General features: G+C 70.6%; 17 protein-coding genes. 8 read left to right on the forward strand and 9 right to left on the reverse strand.

The features are described 5' to 3' along the window. Positions 1–5: 5 nt before the first annotated feature. The 6 genes from HUT19_RS30595 to HUT19_RS30620 form a co-directional block, all read right to left on the reverse strand. Positions 6–1748: a branched-chain amino acid ABC transporter permease gene (locus HUT19_RS30595; protein WP_176183545.1), complete on the reverse strand. Its 1743-nt coding sequence runs from the start codon at positions 1746–1748 to the stop codon at positions 6–8. Positions 1749–1758: 10 nt separating this feature from the next. Continuing rightward, positions 1759–2691, reverse strand: a complete 933-nt coding sequence (locus HUT19_RS30600) for a branched-chain amino acid ABC transporter permease (RefSeq protein ID WP_176183546.1) — start codon at positions 2689–2691, stop codon at positions 1759–1761. Between the two features lie 102 nt (positions 2692–2793). Further along, positions 2794–4002 carry a branched-chain amino acid ABC transporter substrate-binding protein gene (locus HUT19_RS30605; protein WP_254885870.1) on the reverse strand — a complete coding sequence of 403 codons (1209 nt, stop codon included), beginning with the start codon at positions 4000–4002 and terminating at the stop codon, positions 2794–2796. A 303-nt stretch (positions 4003–4305) separates the two neighbouring features. After that, positions 4306–4992 (reverse strand): hypothetical protein, encoded by a 687-nt coding sequence (locus HUT19_RS30610; protein WP_176183548.1) that lies wholly within the window; start codon positions 4990–4992, stop codon positions 4306–4308. Between the two features lie 341 nt (positions 4993–5333). After that, a complete protein-coding gene (locus HUT19_RS30615) occupies positions 5334–5849 on the reverse strand; it encodes a PaaI family thioesterase (RefSeq protein WP_176183549.1) in 516 nt (171 codons plus the stop codon). A 61-nt stretch (positions 5850–5910) separates the two neighbouring features. Next, positions 5911–8190: an FdhF/YdeP family oxidoreductase gene (locus tag HUT19_RS30620; RefSeq protein WP_176183550.1), complete on the reverse strand. Its 2280-nt coding sequence runs from the start codon at positions 8188–8190 to the stop codon at positions 5911–5913. A 270-nt stretch (positions 8191–8460) separates the two neighbouring features. Between HUT19_RS30620 and polA the strand changes: the two genes are divergently transcribed. The 7 genes from polA to HUT19_RS30655 all read left to right on the forward strand — a co-directional run bounded on the left by polA (position 8461) and on the right by HUT19_RS30655 (position 15808). Further along, positions 8461–11199 (forward strand): DNA polymerase I, encoded by a 2739-nt coding sequence (polA, locus tag HUT19_RS30625; protein ID WP_176183551.1) that lies wholly within the window; start codon positions 8461–8463, stop codon positions 11197–11199. A 157-nt stretch (positions 11200–11356) separates the two neighbouring features. Then, positions 11357–13150 carry a lytic transglycosylase domain-containing protein gene (locus HUT19_RS30630; RefSeq protein ID WP_176183552.1) on the forward strand — a complete coding sequence of 598 codons (1794 nt, stop codon included), beginning with the start codon at positions 11357–11359 and terminating at the stop codon, positions 13148–13150. A 153-nt stretch (positions 13151–13303) separates the two neighbouring features. After that, on the forward strand, positions 13304–13438 hold the full coding sequence (locus tag HUT19_RS30635) for an SPW_0924 family protein (protein WP_176183553.1): 135 nt from the start codon (positions 13304–13306) through the stop codon (positions 13436–13438). 15 nt (positions 13439–13453) lie between these two features. After that, on the forward strand, positions 13454–14455 hold the full coding sequence (locus HUT19_RS30640; protein ID WP_176183554.1) for a DUF3068 domain-containing protein: 1002 nt from the start codon (positions 13454–13456) through the stop codon (positions 14453–14455). A gap of 10 nt (positions 14456–14465) precedes the next feature. Then, complete coding sequence (locus HUT19_RS30645; protein WP_176183555.1) at positions 14466–15092, forward strand: hypothetical protein; 627 nt, start codon at positions 14466–14468, stop codon at positions 15090–15092. Positions 15093–15215: 123 nt separating this feature from the next. Further along, positions 15216–15434: a hypothetical protein gene (locus tag HUT19_RS30650; RefSeq protein WP_176183556.1), complete on the forward strand. Its 219-nt coding sequence runs from the start codon at positions 15216–15218 to the stop codon at positions 15432–15434. After that, entirely contained in the window at positions 15431–15808 is a 378-nt protein-coding gene (locus HUT19_RS30655) for a hypothetical protein (protein ID WP_176183557.1), read from the forward strand. The genes HUT19_RS30650 and HUT19_RS30655 overlap by 4 nt, the downstream gene beginning before the upstream one ends. 32 nt (positions 15809–15840) lie before the next feature. On the opposite strand, the gene HUT19_RS30660 is transcribed toward HUT19_RS30655, so the two are convergent. Both HUT19_RS30660 and HUT19_RS30665 read right to left on the reverse strand, forming a co-directional pair. Continuing rightward, a complete protein-coding gene (locus HUT19_RS30660) occupies positions 15841–18621 on the reverse strand; it encodes an ATP-dependent RNA helicase (protein WP_176183558.1) in 2781 nt (926 codons plus the stop codon). Beyond that, positions 18513–19394 carry a class I SAM-dependent methyltransferase gene (locus tag HUT19_RS30665; protein ID WP_176183559.1) on the reverse strand — a complete coding sequence of 294 codons (882 nt, stop codon included), beginning with the start codon at positions 19392–19394 and terminating at the stop codon, positions 18513–18515. Before HUT19_RS30665 ends, HUT19_RS30660 begins: the two co-directional genes overlap by 109 nt. A gap of 352 nt (positions 19395–19746) precedes the next feature. Between HUT19_RS30665 and rpsA the strand changes: the two genes are divergently transcribed. Further along, on the forward strand, positions 19747–21249 hold the full coding sequence (rpsA, locus tag HUT19_RS30670; RefSeq protein WP_176183560.1) for a 30S ribosomal protein S1: 1503 nt from the start codon (positions 19747–19749) through the stop codon (positions 21247–21249). Between the two features lie 112 nt (positions 21250–21361). Here the strand turns inward: rpsA and HUT19_RS30675 are convergent, their stop codons facing one another. Continuing rightward, entirely contained in the window at positions 21362–21901 is a 540-nt protein-coding gene (locus HUT19_RS30675; protein WP_254885871.1) for a hypothetical protein, read from the reverse strand. Positions 21902–22129: the final 228 nt, after the last annotated feature.

Raw genomic sequence — 22129 nt, forward strand, 5'->3', positions numbered from 1 at the left:
CTCGGTCACGCCTCCGCCTTGGTGACGCCGACGGTGCTGTTCTGGAGCCCGGCGTCGTCGGGCACGTCGAGCTGGCCGGTCTCGTGGTATTCGAGCTGCTGCCGCCGGTTGGGGATGATTCCTTCGGGGCGGAAGCGCATCAGCAGGATCAGCGCGATACCGAAGGCGAGGAGCTGGTAGTCCTGGAGGAATTCCAGCTTCTTGGGGATGAGGAAGAGCAGGGTGGCGCCCAGCAGCGGACCGCCGATGGTGCCCATACCGCCGAGGATGACGGCGGCGAGCAGGAAGGTGGAGTTCGGCGGCACGGGGCCGGCGAAGACGTACTGCTCGGGGACGACGGTGGTCTGGAAGTGGGCCCATACGGTGCCCGCGACACCGGCGAGGGTGGCGCCCAGCGCGAAGGCGATGAGCTTGACGCGGAAGCCGTTGATGCCCATGGCGGTGGCGGCCGTCTCGTCCTCGCGGATGGCCACCCAGGCGCGCCCGATACGGGAGTTGCCCGCCCGGCTGAAGACGAGCACCACGAGGATCGTGACGAGCAGCATCAGCAGGTAGTAGTTGCCGTTGGAGTCGAGCGTGAGCCCCGCGAAGGTGTGCTCGTCGTCGAAGTTGAAGCCGAAGATCTCCAGCGGCGGGATGTTGGGGATGCCGTTGGGACCGTTGGTGACCGAGGGCCCGGAGGTGCCGTCGAGATTGAGCACGGCGATCCGGAAGATCTCTCCGAAGCCCAGGGTGACGATGGCGAGGTAGTCGCCGCGCAGCCGCAGGGTCGGGGCGCCGATGACGACGCCGAAGATCAGTGAGACCACGCCTCCGGTGATCACGGCGGCCCAGAACGGGAAGTGGACGTCGATGGTGGAGGCGGTGGCTCCGGAGACCAGGGCGGCGGTGTACGCGCCGACGCCGAGGAAGGCGACATAACCGAGGTCGAGGAGTCCGGCCAGGCCGACGACGATGTTCAGGCCGAGGGCGACGGTCGCGAAGATAGCGATGTTGACGCCGAGTTCGGTGAAGCTGGCCTTCTCCTGGAAGAAGGGGAAGACGAGCGCCGTGACCAGCGCCGCGACCAGGGTGGTGGAGCGGTGGGTGGTGGTCAGCGCGCTGATCCGGGTGATGAGCCCCGACTTGACCAGGGCGAGGGCACCGAAGATCACCGCGATGAGGTAGCCGATGAACGGCTCGGGGTGGTCGGCGTCGGTCTGGATGCCGTAGTTGAGGACGTACAGACCGACCGCGAAGGCACCCGCGATGATCAGGATCTCGGCCCAGGAGGGGAGCGCCTTGGGGCGGCAGATCGGCCGGGTGTCGTCCGGCAGCAGGAAGGTGGTGGCGACCGGGACGGCCGTGGCCAGGGCGGCGACGAAGCCGCCGGGCTCCAGGTTGACCAGGCCGTCGAGGTCGACGGCGATGGAGATGACCGTGAACCAGGTGACGGCGAAGGTGCCGAGGGCCGCCGCGCGCAGGGCCGCGGTGGAACCGGCCGGGGTGAGCCAGCGCAGACCCCGGATGTCCAGGGCGGCGGCCGCGAACGCGGTGGTGGTCAGGGCCAGGACGAGGGTGAGGAGCTGGAGTCCGCCGGGATAGCCGTAGACGGTGAGGTCCCCGGGGAACTCGGCCGTCCAGGTCCAGGCGAGGAAGGTGGAGACGACCCCGGCGAGCCCGCCGGCCGCGGTGAGTGCGCGCAGCAGGGTGGTGCGGGGGGCGGCGCCGGTGTTCCGGGCGGTGTTCTTGGTGGTGTCGGTGCTCATGGTCACTCCCTCACGCCCGGTCCGCTACGCGTTCGCCGAGCAGACCCTGTGGTCTGACCAGCAGGACGAGGATGAGCAGGGCGAACGCCCAGACGTCCTTCCAGGCACCGCCGCCGAGCTGGTCCATCCCGGGGATGTCCTGGATGTACTTGATGGCCAGGGCCTCGGCGATGCCGAGGACAACACCGCCGAGCATGGCGCCGTAGATGTTGCCGATGCCGCCGAGGACGGCGGCGGTGAACGCCTTGAGACCGGCGATGAAGCCCATCTCGAAGTTGATCTGGCCGTACTTGAGCCCGTGGGAGAGGGCGGCGACGGCCGCGAACGCACCGCCGATGGCGAAGGCCATCACGATGATGCGGTCGGTGTTGATGCCCATCAGCTTGGCGGTGTCGGGGTCCTGGGCGGTGGCCTGCATGGCGCGGCCGGCCCGGCTCTTGGAGACGAACAGGCCCAGGGCGAGCATGCACATCGGGGCGGCTATCAGCAGGAACGCGTCGCCTCGCTGGATGTGCAGATTGTCCAGGAGCTCAAAGGACTTGCCCTCGAACTGCGGGAAGCTGCGGGGCTTCTTGGCGTCCGGGTAGAAGGCCCAGACGGCCTGCTGCAACGCGATGGACAGGCCGATCGCGGTGATCAGTGGAGCGAGTCGTGGTCCGCCACGCAGAGGTCGGTAGGCGAAACGTTCGGCTGCGGTGGCGATGCCGACCGAGGCGACAACACCGCCCACGAGCATCAGTGGCAGGGCGAGGGAGAGCGCGGTGCCGCTGGGCAGCCAGATGTAGATGGTGAGGGCGCCGAAGCCCCCGATCATGAAGATCTCGCCATGGGCGAAGTTGATGAGCTGGACGATGCCGTAGACCATGGTGTACCCGATGGCGATCAAGCCGTAGAGAGCACCGAGGGTCAGGCCGTTGACCAGCGTTTGCGGCAGTTCGTGCACCGCAGGGCCTCCGATGAGCGTGTCGGATTATGACGCCGCGCGAGGGCGCTGGTGTGCGCCCTCGCGCGGTTTCGTTGGGTGAAGTGCGGGGCAGTTGCCGGGTCAGTCCTTGAAGGTGGCGCTCTTCACGGACTTCCAGGCGCCCTTCTTGACCTCGTAGACGGTGAGCTGCTTGTTGGTGGTGTCGCCGTACTGGTCGAAGGAGACCTTGCCGGTGACGCCGTCGAACGAGACCTTGCCGAGCGCCTCGGTGATCTTGGCGCGTGCGTCGTCCGGGAGCTCGCCGTCGTTGTCCTTGGCGACCTGCTTGACGGCCTGGATGATCGACCAGGCGGCGTCGTAGGAGTAGCCGCCGTAGGCCGCGTACGGGTCCTTGTAGCCCTGGGCCTGGTAGTTCTTCACGAAGGTCTTGGCGGAGTCGAGCTGCTCGACCGGGTAGCCGACGGAGGTGGCGAGGTCACCGTCGTTGCTGGTGCCCGACGCCTTGATGAAGGCGGGGTCGTAGACGCCGTCGCCGCCCATGACCGGGACGTCCGCCCCGGCCTGCTTGATCTGGTCGGAGAGGAGGCCGCCCTCGGGATACTGGCCGCCGAAGTAGACCGAGTCGGCCTTGGCGGACTTGACCTTGCTGGCGATACCGGAGAAGTCGGTCTCCTTGACGGTCAGGTGGTCGGTGCCGACGACCGTGCCGCCCAGCCGCTTGAACTCGGCGGCGAAGATCTTGGCAAGACCGGCGCCGTACGCCTGCTTGTCGTCGACGACGAAGACCTTCCGCTTCTTGGCGTCGTTGTAGTAGTACTGCGCGGCGAAGCGACCCTGGATGATGTCGGTGGTCGCGGTGCGGAAGTAGGTCTGGAAGGGGCGTTCCTTCTTGCCCGAGGCCCAGTTGTCACCCTGGCTCAGCGCCGGGTTGGTGTTGGCCGGGGAGACCTGCGCGAGGTCGGCCTTGTTGAAGACACCCTGCATGGACTGGGCGACGCCCGAGTTCAGCGGGCCGACCATGCCGAGGATCTCCTCGTCGTCGACCATCGAGGTGGCGTTCTGCTTGCCGGAGGACGGCACGGCCTGGTCGTCGAAGGACTTGACCTTGAAGGTGACGCCCTCCACCTCGTTGTTCTTGTTGGCTATCCGCGTCGCGAGGTCGACGGAGTTCTTGATGCCCTGGCCGAGGGCGGACAGCGAACCGGTCAGCGGGGCATCGACACCGATGACCACGGTCGTCTTCTTGTCCTTGTCCCCGCTTGAGTCTTTGCCGTCGCGCGACCCGCAGGCAGTGAGGGTGAGGGCTCCCGCAGTGATCGCGGTCGTCATGATGAGCAAGGAACGGTGTCGCACGAGGAATCCTTTCCTGGCCCGGCACCCTTCTCATGAGGTGCCGTGTCCTCGCCGATTGGACCTGTTGTTGCCGTGCAGGTGCGGCGTACACCCGACGGGGTCGTGACTGGCTGTGACTCTAAGCGTGGGGCGTCGCGGGTGGCAGAGGTGCAGGCCATGATGTGACTGTCTTGTTATGACGCGCGTCACCGGGGGGCGTTCGTGTAGCGGAACAGAAAGAATGAATCGGGCAAAACCGGATTAAATATTTGGTCCGGATGCTGAGAAGTTGCAGTTCCGCTAAGGAGTGTGGGGAACTCGCGAGCGATGTGCGGGGCAGCGTGCGCGCAGCGCGGCGGAAAGATCATTTGCGTAGGCGTCGCCGATCAGAAAAGTCTGATCCTTTATTGCGCGAATGTTACGGAGCGTGACGTCGAGCGGAGGCAGCTCAACGCCGAGCGGAATCCCCGAACAGTGCCGCACCGAGATGCGCACGGTGAGGTCACGGCTGGTCCCGCTGCGGATCGTGACCGGGGTGCGAGGGCTGGTGATGAGGCTCAACGCGGGGTAGGGCTGGGCGATGTTCTCCACGGTCACAGCGGTGTTCCGGACCGCGGCGACGCGTATCCGGAATGTGAAGACACCATCGTTCGCCGCACCGTCCAGGTCAGTTGTGCCCGCATAGCTCACCTCCACGGCCTGGGCGGGCCACGGGGGCGGCGGGGACGCGGGCGGAGCGGGGCGGCTCAGTAGCAGAGAGCAGCCCGTCGCGATGGCCGCGACGGCACCCGCGAGGGTGAGGGCGGTACGGCGCGTGCGCCGGGGCAGCGCCGCCCAACGCCCGTACACGCCGGGGGAGTCGGGATCACCGGCGCGGCTGGTGAGGGTTTCGGGGGCGGGGCCTGTGGCGGGCGCCTCTGCGATGGGGGGCGCGGGGTGCGGATCGCCGCCGGGGGCGGCCGGCTCGACCGGCCCGATGCCGCTCATGCCGAAGGCCGCCGGGGCTCAGGGCGGCGGTTGGCAGGGCTCGCGGGCGCACGGCGCCGCTTCGCCTGATGTTTGATCAACTCCTGTGCGGCACGGGCCGTGTGCACATGGGTCGATGCCCTCATGGAGAAACGTTAGAACGCGCCCGAGGGGGAGGCAACGGCCGTGCGCGAGCGGCCGGTGGTGCGGTGCGGAGCCCCTCGCCCGGGGGCTCCGCACCGCACCACCCCGGCGCAGCACTGGGCGATCACCGGCCGGGCGTCACAGTGAGCGATTATCGGCCGGGGTGTCACGCTGAGCGGTCACCGGCCGGGGCTCACCAGGCGGTCACCGGCCGGGTGTCACTGCGCGGCGCGCTCCTTCGCCTCCTGGATCTCGGTGACGGTCTTGGACCGACCGGCCTCGTCGACCTCGCGCAGCAGGCAGGTGAGCCGGGCGGTGCACACCCGGCGGTCCTGCTCATCGCTGATCACGACCTCGTAGGTGGCGGTGGAGCGGCCCCGGTGGACGGGGGTCGCCACCCCGGTGACCAGGCCGGAGCGGACCCCGCGGTGATGGGTGCAGTTGAGGTCCACCCCGACCGCGATCCGTCCACTGCCCCCGTGGAGCATCGAGCCGATCGAGCCGAGGGTCTCGGCCAGCACCGCGGAGGCGCCGCCGTGCAGCAGACCGTACGGCTGGGTGTTGCCCTCCACGGGCATGGTGCCCACCACACGCTCGGCGGAGGCTTCCTGGACCTGCACGCCCATGCGGGTGCCGAGGTGACCGGCGGAGAACAGCGCGGGAAGGTCGACGCCGAGCGCCGCGTACTCGTCGAGGACCTCTTGCGGGAACTTCACGCTGGACTGCTCGCCCATGGACCGGCTCCGTTCGTGTGCTTGTCGTGGCCATCTTCCTATCAGGTGGCTGAGCAAACGCTTAGGCCGGGTCGCTCCGTTCCAGGCGGATCACCACCGACTTGCTGGCGGGGGTGTTGCTGGTGTCGGCGGTGGCGTCCAGCGGCACCAGGACATTGGTCTCCGGGTAGTAGGAGGCGGCGCAGCCGCGCGCGGTCGGGTAGTGGACCACGCGGAAGCCGGTGGCACGCCGCTCGCTGCCGTCGGTCCACTCGCTGATCAGATCGGCGTAGGAGCCGTCGTCGAGCCCCAGCCCCCGGGCGTCCTCGGGGTGGACCAGCACCACCCGGCGGCCGTTCTTGATCCCGCGGTAGCGGTCGTCCAGGCCGTAGATCGTGGTGTTGTACTGATCGTGGGAGCGGAGGGTCTGGAGCAGCAGACGGCCCTCGGGCGCCGCCGGGTACTCCACCGGGGCGGCGGTGAAGTTGGCCTTGCCGGTGGCGGTGGGGAAGGTGCGGGTGTCGCGCGGGGCGTGCGGCAGGGCGAAACCGGAGGGGTTGCTCACCCTGGTGTTGAAGTCCTCGAAACCGGGGATCACGGCGGCGATGCGGTCCCGGATCGACGCGTAGTCCTTCTCGAAATCCTCCCAGGGGGTGCGGCTGCCGGGCCCCAGCACCCGGCGGGCCAGCCGGGCGACGATCGCGGGCTCGGAGAGCAGCTGGGGGCTCGCGGGCTCAAGGCGCCCGCGCGAGGCGTGCACCATGCCCATGGAGTCCTCGACGGTGACGAACTGCGGACCGCCGGCCTGGAGGTCCCGCTCGGTGCGGCCGAGGGTGGGCAGGATCAGTGCCCGGGCGCCGGTGACCACGTGCGAGCGGTTGAGCTTGGTGGAGACGTGGACGGTCAGCCGCGCGGTGCGCATCGCGTCCTCGGTGACCTCGGTGTCGGGCGAGGCCGCCACGAAGTTGCCGCCCATGGCGAAGAAGACCTTGGCCTGGCCGTCCCGCAGGGCGCGGATGGCGCGGACCACGTCGAAGCCGTGCGCACGCGGCGGCGCGAAGCCGAACTCGCGCTCCAGGGCGTCCAGGAAGGCCGGGGCGGGCCGCTCGAAGATCCCCATGGTGCGGTCGCCCTGCACATTGCTGTGGCCGCGCACCGGGCACACCCCGGCGCCGGGACGGCCGACGTTCCCCCGCAGCAGCAGGAAGTTGACCACTTCCTGGATGGTGGGCACCGAGTGCTTGTGCTGGGTGAGCCCCATCGCCCAGCAGACGATGGTGCGCCGGGAGGCGAGGACCATGTCCAGCGCGCGGTCGATATCGGCCCGGTCCAGGCCGGTGGCGCGCAGCGTCTCGTCCCAGTCGGCGGCGCGGGCCGCCGCGCTGAACTCCTCGAAGCCATGGGTGTGCTCGCGGACGAACTCCTCGTCCACCGCGCCGTCGGTCTCCAGGATCAGCCGGTTGAGCAGCCGGAAGAGGGCCTGGTCACCGCCCAGCCTGATCTGGAGGAAGAGATCGGTGAGCGCGACGCCACGGGTGAGACCGCGCGGGGTCTGCGGGTTCTTGAACCGCTCCAGACCCGCTTCGGGCAGCGGATTGATGGAGATGATCTTCGCGCCGTTGGCCTTGGCCTTCTCCAGGGCGGCGAGCATCCGCGGATGGTTGGTGCCCGGGTTCTGCCCGGCCACGATGATCAGGTCGGACCTGTGGAGGTCGTCGAGCAGCACACTGCCCTTGCCGACTCCCAGGGTCTCGGTGAGCGCCGAGCCCGAGGACTCGTGGCACATGTTGGAGCAGTCCGGCAGGTTGTTGGTGCCGAACTCGCGGGCGAAGAGCTGGTAGAGGAAGGCCGCCTCGTTGCTGGTGCGGCCCGAGGTGTAGAACACGGCCTCGTCGGGAGAGGCCAGGGCGCCCAGTTCCTCGGCGATGATGCCGAAGGCACGGTCCCAGGAGACCGGCTCGTAGGAGGTGGCGCCCTCGGGCAGATACATGGGGTGGGTGAGCCGCCCCTGCTGACCGAGCCAGTAACCGCTGCGGGTGGCGAGGTCGGCCACCGGGTGGGCGGCGAAGAACTCGGGGGTGACCCGGCGCAGCGTGGCCTCTTCGGCGACGGCCTTCGCGCCGTTCTCACAGAACTCGGCCTTGTGCCGCTTGTCCGGCTCGGGCCAGGCGCACCCCGGACAGTCGAAGCCGTCCTTCTGGTTGACCCGGAGGAGGGTGAGAGCGGTGCGGCGCACGCCCATCTGCTGCTGGGCGATCCGCAGGGAGTGGCCGACGGCGGGCAGCCCGACGGCGGCGTGCGGCGGGGGTGTGACCTCGGGTGCGTCCTGGACCGGGTCGCCTGCGGGCGGCTTGGCTGCCATGTCGCTCCCCTTTGAGCTCTGCGGTGCGTGTCCTGTGCAGGAATCTGCTGCCAACGATCCTGTCATGCGGCACCGACATCCGGGACCGGGCGGTCTCCCCTGTTCTCCTCCCTTGTTGTCCTGGCCTCCTGTCTCCTTCCTGTCCCTTCCTGTCTCCTTCCTGTCCCCTTTATCGCTCCGCGGTCTCGTCCTCATCGCGCCGCGATCCCGCCGGCCGGTCCGGTGCCGGAGCGGGAAGCATTGTCGGTGGGGCGTGGCAGGATCGGGGACGTGGCAGAGAAAGCATCGAAGAAGACCGCAGCGCCCGCGCCCGACCGCACGGGGGAGGACCGTCCCCGCCTGCTCCTGCTGGACGGGCATTCCCTGGCATACCGGGCATTCTTCGCGCTGCCGGCGGAGAACTTCAACACGACCACCGGCCAGACCACCAACGCGATCTACGGCTTCACCTCGATGCTGGCGAACACGCTCCGTGATGAGCGGCCTACGCACCTGGCGGTGGCGTTCGACGTCTCGCGCAAGACCTGGCGCTCCGAGCAGTTCACCGACTACAAGGCGAACCGCTCCAAGACCCCGGATGAGTTCAAGGGCCAGGTCGAGCTGATCGGCGAGCTGCTCGACGCCATGAGCGTCATCCGCTTCGCGATCGACGGTTTCGAGGCCGACGACGTGATCGCCACCCTTGCCACCCAGGCCGAGGCCGAGGGGTTCGAGGTGCTGATCGTCACCGGCGACCGCGACACCTTCCAACTGGTCAGTGACCATGTCACCGTGCTCTACCCGACCAAGGGCGTCTCCGAGCTGACCCGCTTCACCCCGGAGAAGGTCCAGGAGAAGTACGGCCTCACCCCGCGCCAGTACCCGGACTTCGCGGCGCTGCGCGGCGACCCGTCGGACAACCTCCCCGGTATCCCGGGCGTCGGCGAGAAGACCGCCGCGAAGTGGATCAACCAGTTCGGCTCCTTCCAGGAGCTGGTGGACCGGGTCGAGGAGGTCAAGGGGAAGGTCGGCGAGAAGCTCCGCGAGCATCTGGAGGCCGTCAAGCTCAACCGGCAGCTCACCGAGCTGGTGCGGGATGTGGAGCTGGGCACCGGCCCGGACGGTCTCAAGCGCGCTCCGTACAACAGGGAAGCGCTCTCGGTGATCCTGGACGCCCTGGAGTTCCGCCACCAGAACTTCCGCGACCGCCTCATGGCCGTCGACCCCGGCGCCGCCGAGGAGGAGCCGGTGGCCGCGGGCCCCGGTGTCGAGGTCGAGGGAGTCACGCTGGGCGAGGGCGAACTCGCCCCCTGGCTCGCGATCCACGGCGGTGCGGCGCTGGGCCTGGCCACCGTCGACAGCTGGGCCCTGGGCAGCGGCAGTGTCAGTGAGATCGCGCTGGCCACCGCCGGGGGACCGGCCGTCTGTTTCGACCCCGCGCGGCTGGACGAGGCCGATGAGCGGGCCTTCGCCGGCTGGCTCGCCGACACCGGCCGCCCCAAGGTCATGCACAACGCCAAGGGGATCATGCGGGTCTTCGCCGAGCACGGCTGGTCCGTCGCGGGCGTCACCATGGACACCGCCCTGGCCGCCTATCTGGTCAAGCCCGGCCGCCGTTCCTTCGAGCTGGACGCGCTGTCGGTGGAGTACCTGGGCCGTGAGCTGTCCCCGGCCTCCGCCGCGGAGAGCGGACAGCTCGCCTTCGGCACCGACGAAGAGGCCGAGCAGGACGCCCTGATGATCAAGGCGCGGACCATCCTCGACCTCGGCGAGGCGTTCGGCGACCGGCTCGAGGCCGTCGGCGCCGCCGGGCTGCTGCACGATGTGGAGCTGCCCACCTCCGAGCTGCTGGCCCGGATGGAGCGTGCGGGCATCGCCGCCGACCGCGCCTGGCTGGACCGCATGGAGGAGCAGTTCGCGGCCGCCGTGCAGCAGGCCGTGCAGGAGGCCCATGCCGCGGTGGGCCATGAGTTCAACCTCGGCTCGCCCAAGCAGCTCCAGGAAGTGCTCTTCGGCGAGCTGGGCCTGCCCAAGACCAAGAAGACCAAGACCGGTTACACCACGGACGCCGACGCGCTCGCCTGGCTCGCCGCGCAGACCGACCACGAGCTCCCGGTGATCATGCTGCGCCACCGTGAGCAGGCCCGGCTGCGTTCCACCGTCGAGGGGCTGATCAAGACCATCGCGCCCGGCGGCCGGATCCACACCAGCTTCAACCAGACGGTGGCCGCCACCGGCCGGCTGTCCTCCACCGACCCCAACCTCCAGAACATCCCGGTGCGCACCGACGAGGGCCGGGCCATCCGGCGCGGCTTTGTGGTCGGCGACGGCTTCGAGTCGCTGATGACGGCCGACTACAGCCAGATCGAGCTGCGCGTCATGGCCCATCTCTCCGAGGACGAGGGCCTGATCGAGGCGTTCACCTCCGGTGAGGACCTGCACACCACCGTCGCCTCCCAGGTCTTCGGCGTCGCCAAGTCCGAGGTGGACCCGGAGATGCGCCGCAAGATCAAGGCGATGTCCTACGGTCTGGCGTACGGTCTGTCGGCGTTCGGCCTCTCCCAGCAGCTGGGCATCACCCCGGATGAGGCCCGCAAGCTGATGGAGAACTTCTTCGAGCGGTTCGGCGGGGTGCGCGACTATCTCCAGCGGGTCGTGGAGGAGGCGCGGGCCACCGGCTACACCGAGACCATGCTCGGCCGCCGCCGCTATCTGCCCGACCTCACCAGCGACAACCGTCAGCGCCGCGAGATGGCCGAGCGGATGGCGCTCAACGCCCCGATCCAGGGGACCGCCGCCGACATCGTGAAGATCGCGATGCTCAAGGTGGACGCGGCGTTGACGAAGGAGAAACTCTCGTCGCGGATGCTGTTGCAGGTCCACGACGAAATCGTGCTCGAGGTCGCGCCCGGTGAGCGGGAGCGGGTCGAGGAGCTGGTGCGCCGTGAGATGGCGGACGCCTTCCAACTCCGGGCTCCGCTGGATGTATCGGTCGGTTCCGGTGCGGACTGGGAGTCGGCCGCTCACTGAGGTAACCCTTAGGGCCAGTAAGGCAACCCTTATCAGAGAAGCTCGGAGAAGCGCGGACGCGAGGTGTGCATCGCTGGCTGCGGGCCATAAGTTGTCGTAGTGTCACGAGGGTTGACGCGCGGGGGAGCGCATTGTGTTCGACGGGAGGGACACACGGATGGCACCGCTTATCAGCCGGCGACTGCGCAAGGGGGCGGCCACGACGGCGGTGGCGGCGGCCGCGATGGCCGCCCTCACCGCCTCACAGGCACCGGGATTCGCCAGCACGTCGGACGGCGACCGGGACCGCAACCGGGAGCGGCAGGCGAGCGAATCACCGGCGGTGGACGACACCCCCATTGACGGCGGTTCGTCGTACCACACCGATCTGCCGCCCCTGAAGACGCCCGACAAACCGGGGTCGTCGGCCGATCTGCCCGGTATCCCCGGCGGGGGTGCCAAGGCCGAGGCGGGTATCCCCGCGACCGTCCTCGCCGCGTACAAGAAGGCGGAAGCCGCCCTCAAGGAGTCCCGCCCCGGCTGCAATCTGCCCTGGCAGCTGCTGGCCGCGATCGGCAAGGTCGAGTCCGGCCAGGCCCGCGGCGGCAATGTGGACGCTGAGGGCACCACCCCCAGCCCCATCCTCGGCCCGGTGCTCAACGGCAAGGGCTTCGCCATGATCAAGGACACCGACAACGGTGCCTTCGACGGGGACTCCGGCCATGACCGGGCCGTCGGTCCCATGCAGTTCATCCCGTCCACCTGGGCCAACTGGGGCCGGGACGGCAATGGCGACGGCGACCGCGACCCCAACAACATCTACGACGCGGCCCTCGCCGCCGGACACTACCTGTGCGCGAGCGGCCGGGACCTGTCCTCCGAGCGCTCTCTGCACCAGGCGATCCTGGGCTACAACCACTCGCAGGAGTATCTGAACACGGTCCTGTCGTGGTTCGAGTACTACAAGAGCGGCACCCACGAGGTCCCCGACGGCACCGGAGTGCTGCCCTCCGACAACCGCTCGGGCGGCTCCGGACCGGGCACCGGCGGCAAGGGCTCGCACAAGGGCCACGGCGGTGGAAAGGGCCACGGAGGGAAGGGCCACGGTGGAAAGGGCCACGGAGGGAAGGACACGGGCAAGGACCCCGGCCGTCCGCACACCCTCCCCAAGCCCGACCCCGACCCCGACTCCACCCCCAAGCCCCCCTCGCACGGCGGCGAGACGCCCGGCCCCCCCTCACCGAAGCCGCCCACGACTCCCGCACCCAGCCGGCCCACCGCCCTTGCCTCCGTCGGCGCGAAGGAACTGTCCGCCACCGCGGGCACCGAGTTCGCCCAGCCGCCCCGCGTCCGCGCGGTGGACGCCAAGGGCAAGCCGGTGGCCAAGGCGAAGATCCTGTACGAGATCCGCGGGGAGACCGGCGCGCGCTTCCTCGGTCTGGTCAAGTCCGCCGTGGTGCTCACCCGTTCCGACGGCACCGCCACCGCGCCCAAGCTCACCGCGGGCGAGCAGACCGGCTCCTTCACCGTGCGCGCCACGGCCGACGGCGGCAAGCTCACCCCGGTGGAGTTCAAGGCCACCGTCAAGGCCCGCCCCGCCCCGCGGGCCGATGTGCTGGCCCGGATCGGCGACAAGGCCCTCAAGGCCGAGACCGGCGGCGCCTTCGCCGACCCGCTCACCGTCAAGGCCACCTACAAGGGCAAGGTGGCGGCGGGTGTCCCGGTCACCGCGACCATGGTCACCGCCGATCCCAAGAAGCCCGTGCAGAACGACAAGGGCCCGTACTTCCTGGACGAGAAGGGCAAGCCGGTCCGCACCCTGACCGGTCTGAAGACCAACGCCCTGGGGCAGCTCACCCTGCCGAAGATCCTCGCCGACGAGCACACGGGCACCTATCTGCTCCGGCTGACCACGGCCGACGGCGCCGTGCTCACCGTGGAGCTGACGGTCACCCAGGCCGCCGCCTCCTGACGGCCGGGCCGCCGGCAGGCCGCGTACCGCACACCGCACCGCCCGTCTCGTTCCCGTCGTCGTGTTCCCCTCTGCGCTCCCCGTTGCTACGGTGCCCCCGAACTGACGCTACGTCAGCTCCCGCTCGTCACCCGGAGCAACGGGAGGCCCAGCATGCGTGCCCTCGCCGCCGCCGCGATCGGGCTCACCGCCGCCCTCGCGCTCGTCCTCACCATCTCCGCCATCGGCGCCCCCAGCGGCACGACCTCCCCCGAGCCCCTGCTCACCACCGTCCCCGAACACCCCTGAGGGAGGCGGACCGTCATGCGCCGCACGACCAGCCTGGTGCTGCTCGCCTTCGCCGTGTTCTGCGCCGCCCTCTCACCGCTGCTGCGCTGGTACGCGTTCCCCCGGCTGGCCAAGATCCCGCCCGACGAGTACCAGACGGCCGTACTCGAAGCCGCCCCCGCCACCCTCCTCGACTACGGGACCATGAAGCCCCGCACGGTCCCCAGGGTCAGCATCGTGCAGACCCTGCGCGGAAACGTGGCGGTCGCCGAGGAGGTCGGCAGGACCACCGGCCGCGATGTGGTGGTCTGGGACGCGCTGTCGTACATCGAGGGGCCCGACGGGAAGATGGTCTCCCGGATCCCCGAACGCTATGTCTTCGACGCCCACTCCCAGGACCCGGTGCACTCCGGCGGTGAACACGTCGACGGGGACGCGGTGCGCCGCGACGGCATCGAGTTCAAATGGCCGTTCCTCACCGAGAAGCGCGACTACCGCTACTTCGACGCCCAGACCCGCACGTCCGCCCCCATCCACTACAAGGGCGCCCGCACCTTCCGCGGGCTGGAGGTCTACTACTTCGAGCAGACCGTCCCCTGGACCAAGGTGCCGCTGCCCAAGACCATGCCGGTCGACGGCGTCACCCCCGAGACCGTGCGTCAGGCCGGCACCTCCCGCTGGTACACCACCAAGCGCATGTTCTGGGTCGAGCCCACCACCGGCGCGCCCGTCAACGGTGAGGAGATCCACCGCGAGGAGCTGCGCGGCGGCACCCTGCTCGGCGACCGGGAGAAGGTGACCGTCTTCTCCGGCCATGTGAAGATGCGCGAGGACTACGTCGAGCACACCGTGGACCTGGTCTCCTCCCAGCGGCAGCTGATCCTCCTGCTCACCAGCTATCTGCCGTGGGGTCTGCTCACCCTCGGAACCGGGCTGTTCGCCCTCGCGCTGTGGATGGAGGCCCGCGTCCGCCGCCCGCGACCGGCCGCCGCGGCCGGAACCGCGGCGGCCGAGCCGGTTGTCAGTGGCTCCTCGTAGCGTGGGGGACATGCCCGTCACCACCTGTGTCCCCGGCCCGGAACTCATCGGCCGCATCGCCGAATTGGCGCGTCTGGAATGGAAGCCGGGCGCCACCGGGGCCGCCGTCGAGCGCTTCGGCTGGGTGCCCGACGGATCCCGTATGTCCTCGTTCAACACCGGGACGGGTCACCATGTCCATCCCGAGTGCTTCGGCGGCCCTGGGGATACGGCCGACACCGAATGCCTGATCCCGTTCTGCTACTACTACGAGCCCGACGACTTCGATGCCGAGCTCCAGGCGGACGGCCTCACGAGCAACGTCGACTGGCTCGCCACGTACTACGACGAGGAGCCCTCCTGGGTCTTCCACCGCGAGGCCGGCCGCTCCGTCTTCGACGCCCAGTGGCGCGCCGCCGTCGAGGCGTTCGGCGAGCGGCTGGGGGAGCCGGGGACGGTGGTCAGCCATGACACGGGCGGCGGCCGCGCGTGGCACTACGCGGCCTGGCGCTGCGGCGGCAACGCGCTGGTGGTCGGCCAGACCGTGGACAACGGCTCGTACGGCACCTTCGAGCAGGCGCTGATATGGGTGGGCCCGCATCCGGTGGACGAGCCGATGCCGTCGGCGGAGCAGTTCTCCGTGCGGCTGGAGTGCTGACCGCGCGGTGGGCCGGGCCGATGTCCGGGCCGATGTCCGGGGTCGTCAACTTCCGTCCTGATATTCGCTCGAGGTAGCGAAGCCGGTAGTGATCAGGGTGGGGGCATGGCTAGCATTCCGCCCATGCCGGGCATCACGATTGAATTCACCGAGCAGGAGCTGGCCGAGCTGCGTGCCGAGGCCAAGGAGAAGGGCGTCGCGATCAAGCGGCTGGCGCACGACATACTGACCGAGGACGTGGTGCGGCGGCGGCAGAAGCAGCGCTTCGTCGAGGGCGCCGTGAGGTTCGCGCTGGAGTACAAGACGGAATTCGAGCGGGAGTTCCCGCACGGCATGCGGTGATCCTGTACGTCGATGCCGGCTGGGTGCTGAACGTCCAGGTCGCGGTCTCCCCGGTGAACACACCGGTGCGGGACTGGGGCGCACTGCACTGCATGACCGAACGGCACCGCTACGAGCGGTTCGCGGGCGAGCCGTACTACGAGGAGGCCGCCGCCCGCGCTGCCACCTTTCTGCACACCTCCCTGATCCTCGAACCGTTCTCCGACTACAACGCCACGATCGGCGCGGCCTGCGCGCAGATGTACATGGAGGAATCCGGAGAACGCATCACCCCGCCGCCGGGCGCCATGGTCGAACTGGTCCGCGACATACGGAAGACCACCGGACTCCGTCTGAGCGAAACCGCCCGCCGGCTCCGCGACTGGGCCGACTGACCGCGCCCGCGGGGCCGGCCCGCACTCCCGGCTCAGCGGCGGGTGTTGGTGCGGCGGGTGGGCTCGGCCGTGGCCGGGTCCTCCGGCCACGGATGCTTGGGGTAGCGACCGCGCAGCTCCGCCCGCACGGACCGGTAGCCGTCCTTCCAGAAGGACGCCAGATCGGCGGTCACCGCCGCCGGACGCCCCGCCGGGGACAGCAGATGCACCAGCAGCGGTACCCGCCCGCCCGCGATCCGCGGGGTCTGCTGCCAGCCGAACAGCTCCTGGAGCTTCACCGCCAGCACCGGCTGGCCCTCGCCGTAGTCGACCCGCACCCGCGATCCGCTCGGCACCTCGACCCGCTCCGGCGCCAGCTCCTCGAACCGCGCGGCGTCACCCGTGGCCCATGGCAGCAGCCGCGACAGTGCCTGCCCGGCGTCCACCCGCTCCAGATCGGCCCGCCGGCGCGCCCGGCCCAGCTCCACCCCGAGCCAGTCGTCCGCCCGTGCCACCAGCGCCGCGTCGGAGACGTCCGGCCAGGGCGCCCCCAGCTCCCGGTGCAGAAAGGCCAGCCGCTGCCGCAGCGAGGCGGCGCCGGCCGACCAGCGCAGCAGTCCCGGGCCCTCCCGGCGCAACCCCTCCAGCAAGGCGTCCCGCACCAGCTCCGGATCGGGGGCGGTCAGCGGACGGGCCACCAGCTCGATCGCGCCGAGCCGCGACACCCGCCGGGCGATCACCTCGCCCTCGGCCCAGCGCACCTCCTCGGCGTCCGAGCCGAGCGCCGCCGCCGCCGTGCGCGCGGTGTCCTCGTCGGTCACGGCCGCGAGCCGTACCCGCGCGGACGCGGAGGTCACCGGCCGGTCGGCGACGGCCACCGCGAGCCAGTCCGATCCACCGAGCCGCGACCCGTCGCCCAGCTCCGCGCCGGTTCCGGCCGCCATCAGATACGCCCGCTCCCCGCGCCGCCGGGCCACCCGCTCGGGGAACGCCAGCGCGGCCACCAGCCCCGCCACGGCGTCATCGCTCCGGGCGCCCGCGCCGGTCCGGCCCCGGTGGCCGGTGGCCGGGCCCCGCGCCTCCCCGGCCCGGCCCGCGGCCCGCGTCCCGGCGTCCGCGCGGTCCGGGGCGGCTGCCGAGGCACCGGACCCGATGACGTCCGCCGTGTCCTCCGCCGTCACGGCGCGTTCCAGACGGCGGACCTCCTGCCGCCAGCGGGCGGCGTAGGGGTCGCCGCCGCGGCGGGCGGTACGCCAGGCGCCCGCCAGATCGTCGCCGTACTCCCGCGGCGGCTCCTCGCTCAGCAGCGCCACCACCTCGGCCGCCCGGCGTGCGCCGACCTCCCGCGCCCCGTCCAGCAGCGCTCGCGCAAGCCGGGGGTGGAGGCCCAGCCGGGCCATCCGGGCGCCGCGCCCGGTGGCCCGCCCGGCCGCGTCCGCGGCGCCGATCGCGGCCAGCACCTCGCGGGCGGCCGTCAGCGCCCCGGCGGGCGGCGGATCGAGCAGGGCGAGGCCGGAGGTGTCCGGATCGCCCCAGCACGCCGCTTGCAGCGCGAACGCCGTCAGATCGGCACCGGCGATCTCCGGGGACGGGAAGCGCGGCAGCCGGGCGTCCTCCGCCTCCGGCCAGCAGCGGTAGACCGCGCCCGGCGCCTCGCGCCCGGCACGCCCCGCGCGCTGGCGGGCGGCCGCGCGGGAGGCGCGTACGGTCGTCAGCGCGCTCAGGCCCCGCGCGTGGTCCATCCGCGGCTCGCGGGCCAGCCCGCAGTCCACCACCACCCGTACGCCCGGCACGGTCAGGCTGGACTCGGCGACGGAGGTCGCGAGCACCACCCGCCGCGGGCCGCCGTCCGCCCCGGCGAGCACCGCCTCCTGGACGGCCGCCGGGGCCCGGCCGTGCACCTGGAGCACCTCGGCCCCGTCCAGACCGCCCAGCATCCCGGTCACCCGCGCGATCTCCCCGACGCCCGGCAGGAAACACAGCACATCGCCGTCACGCTCGCCCAGCGCCCGCCGCACCACCGACGCGACGTGCTCCAGCAGGGCGGGATCCACCCGCATCCCGTGCGGCGGGCGGACCGGGCGGGCCGGTGGCGCCCATACGACCTCCACCGGGTGGGACACCCCGGGGGCCGACACCACCGGCGCGGCGGCACCGTCGCCGTCGCCGAGCAGCCGCGCCCAGCCTTCCGCGTCCGTGGTGGCCGACGCGGCGACCAGCCGCAGTTCGGGGCGGAGCGCCGCCCGGACGTCCAGCAGGAAGGCGGCGGCCGTATCCGCGTCCAGATGGCGTTCATGGCACTCGTCGAGGACGACCGTGTCGACCCCGGCCAGCTCCTGATCACGTTGCAGCCGTTGCAGCAGTACTCCGGTGGTGACCACCTCGACCACGGTTTCGCGGCCCACCTGCCGTTCTCCGCGCACGGTGAAGCCGACCCGCCCGCCGACCCGCTCACCCAGCAGCCACGCCATCCGCCGTGCCGCGGCGCGGGCCGCGATCCGCCGCGGCTCGGCGACCAGCACCCGGCGCACCGGCGGCCCGTCGTCCACCAGCCCGGCGAGCACCAGCGGCACCAGGGTGGTCTTGCCGGTGCCCGGCGGCGCGCACAGCACCGCCGCGCCCCGCTCGTCGAGGGCGCGCAGCAGCTCCGGTACGGCGGCACGTACGGGAAGCCGGTCCAAGGCGTCGGCGGTGGCGGTGGTGCCGGCGGGGCCGGAGCGCCGGGTCACCGGGCGGCCCGGTCCCGCTCGCAGACGAAGATCGCCGTGCCCGGGATCAGTCCACCGCGCAGCGGGGACCAGCCGCCCCACTCCTGGTGATTCCAGTCGGGCCATTCCGGTTCAATGAGATCGATCAGCCGGAATCCCGCTGTCACTACGTCCCGTACCCGGTCACCCAGGGTGCGATGGTGCTCCACATAGACGGCTCGGCCCTGCTCGTCCTGTTCCACATAGGGCGTGCGGTCGAAGTAGGAGGCGGCGACCGACAGCCCCTCGGGGCCCGGCTCGTCGGGGAACGCCCAGCGGATCGGATGGGTCACCGAGAAGACCCAGCGCCCGCCCGGCCGCAACACCCGGTGGACCTCCCTCATCACCCGCACCGGATCGGCGACGAACGGCACCCCCCCGTAGGCCGAGCAGGCCAGGTCGAAGGAGCCGTCCCGGAAGGGCAGCGCCGTGGCGTCGGCCTGCACCAGGGCCACCGGCTCCCGCCCCGCCGCGCCGGTCCCGCCCCGGGCCTCGGCGTCGATCCGCCGAGCGTGCCGGAGCTGCCGGCTGGAGAGGTCGAGGGCGACCGGCCGGGCGCCCTGCGCCGCCAGCCAGCGCGCGCACTGCGCGGCGCCCGCCCCCACCTCCAGGACGGCCAGCCCCTCGAGCCCGTCCGCCGGGCCGAGCAACCCGGCCTCGGCCTCGTCGAGCCCTTCCGGGCCCCATATGAAGCGGTCGTCGCCGAGGAAGCGGCCGTGCTCCTCCTGGTACTCGTCCGCGTTGCGGTCCCACCACCCGCGGCTCGCCCGGCTGCTCTCCGCGTCGTCGGCGGTCCGCCGGGTGGCCGTCGGCTCCGCCGCTGCCCCGAGGTGGCCGTTGGACTCGTGTTCTTGGACCATCGCGCGCGTCGTCGTACTCTCTGTATCGACCTGTGGCTGCGGGGCACGGCGTGACCGCGTCGCAGTACGGACCATGCAAATTGCCGGGTTCGGGGCGATAAGCCCCGCGTGTGCTCTTCGTGCATTGACCATGCCCGGCTGCCCCCGTATGCTACAAGTTGCGCTGCGGGCTTGCGCGCCTCGGACGGAGCAGGCCGCGCTCGCATCTGTTGTATGTCCCCTCGGTTGTCGAGGCGCTTTTCGAAATCCTCGGAAAGGTCCGCCTCCAGGCTGTCCGGCTTCGGCAGTGCGATACGGGTCCCCGGCGTAGCAGTACCTACGACTCAATGTCCGTACCGGAGCCCATTCCCACATGACGAGCAGCACCGAGGCAACCCGCACCACCCCGCAGGTGGCGGTCAACGACATCGGTTCCGAGGAAGCCTTCCTCGCCGCGATCGACGAGACGATCAAGTACTTCAACGACGGCGACATCGTCGACGGCGTCATCGTGAAGGTCGACCGGGACGAGGTCCTGCTCGACATTGGTTACAAGACCGAAGGCGTCATCCCTTCTCGCGAGCTTTCGATCAAGCACGACGTCGACCCCAATGAGGTCGTGGCCGTCGGCGACGAGATCGAGGCCCTGGTTCTCCAGAAGGAGGACAAGGAAGGCCGCCTGATCCTCTCGAAGAAGCGCGCCCAGTACGAGCGCGCCTGGGGCACCATCGAGAAGATCAAGGAAGAGGACGGGATCGTCACCGGTACCGTCATCGAGGTCGTCAAGGGTGGTCTCATCCTCGACATCGGCCTCCGCGGCTTCCTCCCCGCTTCCCTGGTGGAGATGCGCCGTGTCCGCGACCTCCAGCCCTACGTGGGCAAGGAGCTCGAGGCCAAGATCATCGAGCTGGACAAGAACCGCAACAACGTGGTCCTGTCCCGCCGTGCCTGGCTGGAGCAGACCCAGAGCGAGGTCCGTCAGACCTTCCTCACCACCCTCCAGAAGGGCCAGGTGCGCTCCGGCGTCGTCTCCTCCATCGTCAACTTCGGTGCCTTCGTGGACCTGGGTGGCGTCGACGGTCTGGTTCACGTCTCCGAGCTGTCCTGGAAGCACATCGACCACCCGTCCGAGGTCGTCGAGGTCGGCCAGGAGGTCACGGTCGAGGTCCTGGACGTCGACATGGACCGCGAGCGCGTGTCCCTGTCGCTCAAGGCGACCCAGGAAGACCCGTGGCAGCAGTTCGCCCGGACCCACCAGATCGGTCAGGTCGTCCCGGGTAAGGTCACCAAGCTCGTTCCGTTCGGTGCGTTCGTCCGCGTGGACGAGGGCATCGAGGGCCTGGTCCACATCTCCGAGCTGGCCGAGCGCCACGTGGAGATCCCGGAGCAGGTCGTCCAGGTCAACGACGAGATCTTCGTCAAGGTCATCGACATCGACCTTGAGCGCCGTCGCATCAGCCTCTCGCTGAAGCAGGCCAACGAGTCCTTCGGTGCCGACCCGTCCGCGGTCGAGTTCGACCCGACCCTGTACGGCATGGCCGCGTCCTACGACGACCAGGGCAACTACATCTACCCCGAGGGCTTCGACCCCGAGGCCAACGACTGGCTCGAGGGCTACGAGAAGCAGCGCGAGGAGTGGGAGCGCCAGTACGCCGAGGCGCAGCAGCGCTTCGAGCAGCACCAGGCGCAGGTCATCAAGTCCCGCGAGGCCGACGAGCAGGCTGCCGCCGAGGCCGGCGCCGCCGCTCCGGCGCCGGGCGGTCAGGCCTCCGGTGGCGGTTCGTACTCCTCGGAGTCGGCCGACAACTCCGGCGCCCTCGCCTCGGACGAGGCCCTGGCCGCGCTCCGCGAGAAGCTGGCCGGCGGCCAGAGCTGATCATCGGCTGAGGCGGTCGGTGGCGGACGCGCCGCCGACCGCACCGGCTGACAGCTCGATCGCCTGATCGTTCGATCGTCGCGTAAGGCCCGTTCCCCCTGGGGAGCGGGCCTTACGCATGCCCGCGGGGTTCGCGCAAGGGGCTTACGCCCTGGGCCTTACGCACGACCGGCGGGGCCATGGCTCCCGCGTGCCGCCGGGCTGCGACCGAGACCGAGACCGAGCCGGACACCGAGTCGACGGTGACGCTCTCCGCGCTGTCGATCTTGATGCCTGCCCGGTCGCCGCTGACCGTGATCCCTCTGACCGTCCAGTACGAGGCCCCGTTCAGATGCAGCCCGTAGCCGCGGTGCGCGGCGAGCACGGCCCTGGGGGAGCCGGTGAGGGTGATCCGCGAGCCGGAGGTGCCGGACGCGGTGATCTCGAAGCTGCCGCGGTAGGTCCCGTCGGCGAGCCGGATCGTATCGCCGGGCCGGGCGGCGGCCAGGGCGTCCTTGAGTCCGCCGGTGTCGGAGACCCGAATCGGCGCGGCCGTGACCCCGGTGGCCTCCCGTGGGATCGAGCCCGCGGCGACCAGTCCGCCCGTGGCGATCACGGCGGCGGCGCAGGAGTTGGTCAGGGTGCGTAACCGGGAGGGGCCGTGTGGCTGCATACGAGGCTGCCTTCCTGCCGTGGCCAGGGGACGCGCGGGTTCCGGGGTCGGGAGGGGGCGATGTACCCCAGGGGTACATTCCAGGTTCTGATAAGTGAACATTGGACGACATAGTGAACCGCTGACGGCTCGCGAAGATAGGGTCCGCGTATCGGTGCGTCAACCCCGCCTGGCATGTGCGCGACCGGAATCGGACGGGCGGAGCGCAACGGTGGTGGCCGCGACAGC

This window comes from Streptomyces sp. NA02950, assembly GCF_013364155.1.
Lineage (GTDB): Bacteria > Actinomycetota > Actinomycetes > Streptomycetales > Streptomycetaceae > Streptomyces.

What these genes read in the sequence shown, in the direction of transcription:
- HUT19_RS30595 (WP_176183545.1), bottom strand. Translation starts at nt 1,748, where the DNA reads ATGAGCACCGACACCACCAAGAACACCGCCCGGAACACCGGCGCCGCC.
- HUT19_RS30605 (WP_254885870.1), bottom strand. Translation starts at nt 4,002, where the DNA reads ATGACGACCGCGATCACTGCGGGAGCCCTCACCCTCACTGCCTGCGGG.
- HUT19_RS30610 (WP_176183548.1), bottom strand. Translation starts at nt 4,992, where the DNA reads ATGAGCGGCATCGGGCCGGTCGAGCCGGCCGCCCCCGGCGGCGATCCG.
- HUT19_RS30615 (WP_176183549.1), bottom strand. Translation starts at nt 5,849, where the DNA reads ATGGGCGAGCAGTCCAGCGTGAAGTTCCCGCAAGAGGTCCTCGACGAG.
- HUT19_RS30620 (WP_176183550.1), bottom strand. Translation starts at nt 8,190, where the DNA reads ATGGCAGCCAAGCCGCCCGCAGGCGACCCGGTCCAGGACGCACCCGAG.
- HUT19_RS30630 (WP_176183552.1), top strand. Translation starts at nt 11,357, where the DNA reads ATGGCACCGCTTATCAGCCGGCGACTGCGCAAGGGGGCGGCCACGACG.
- HUT19_RS30635 (WP_176183553.1), top strand. Translation starts at nt 13,304, where the DNA reads ATGCGTGCCCTCGCCGCCGCCGCGATCGGGCTCACCGCCGCCCTCGCG.
- HUT19_RS30640 (WP_176183554.1), top strand. Translation starts at nt 13,454, where the DNA reads ATGCGCCGCACGACCAGCCTGGTGCTGCTCGCCTTCGCCGTGTTCTGC.
- HUT19_RS30645 (WP_176183555.1), top strand. Translation starts at nt 14,466, where the DNA reads ATGCCCGTCACCACCTGTGTCCCCGGCCCGGAACTCATCGGCCGCATC.
- HUT19_RS30650 (WP_176183556.1), top strand. Translation starts at nt 15,216, where the DNA reads ATGCCGGGCATCACGATTGAATTCACCGAGCAGGAGCTGGCCGAGCTG.
- HUT19_RS30660 (WP_176183558.1), bottom strand. Translation starts at nt 18,621, where the DNA reads ATGGCCCGACTGGAATCACCAGGAGTGGGGCGGCTGGTCCCCGCTGCG.
- HUT19_RS30665 (WP_176183559.1), bottom strand. Translation starts at nt 19,394, where the DNA reads ATGGTCCAAGAACACGAGTCCAACGGCCACCTCGGGGCAGCGGCGGAG.
- rpsA (WP_176183560.1), top strand. Translation starts at nt 19,747, where the DNA reads ATGACGAGCAGCACCGAGGCAACCCGCACCACCCCGCAGGTGGCGGTC.
- HUT19_RS30675 (WP_254885871.1), bottom strand. Translation starts at nt 21,901, where the DNA reads ATGCAGCCACACGGCCCCTCCCGGTTACGCACCCTGACCAACTCCTGC.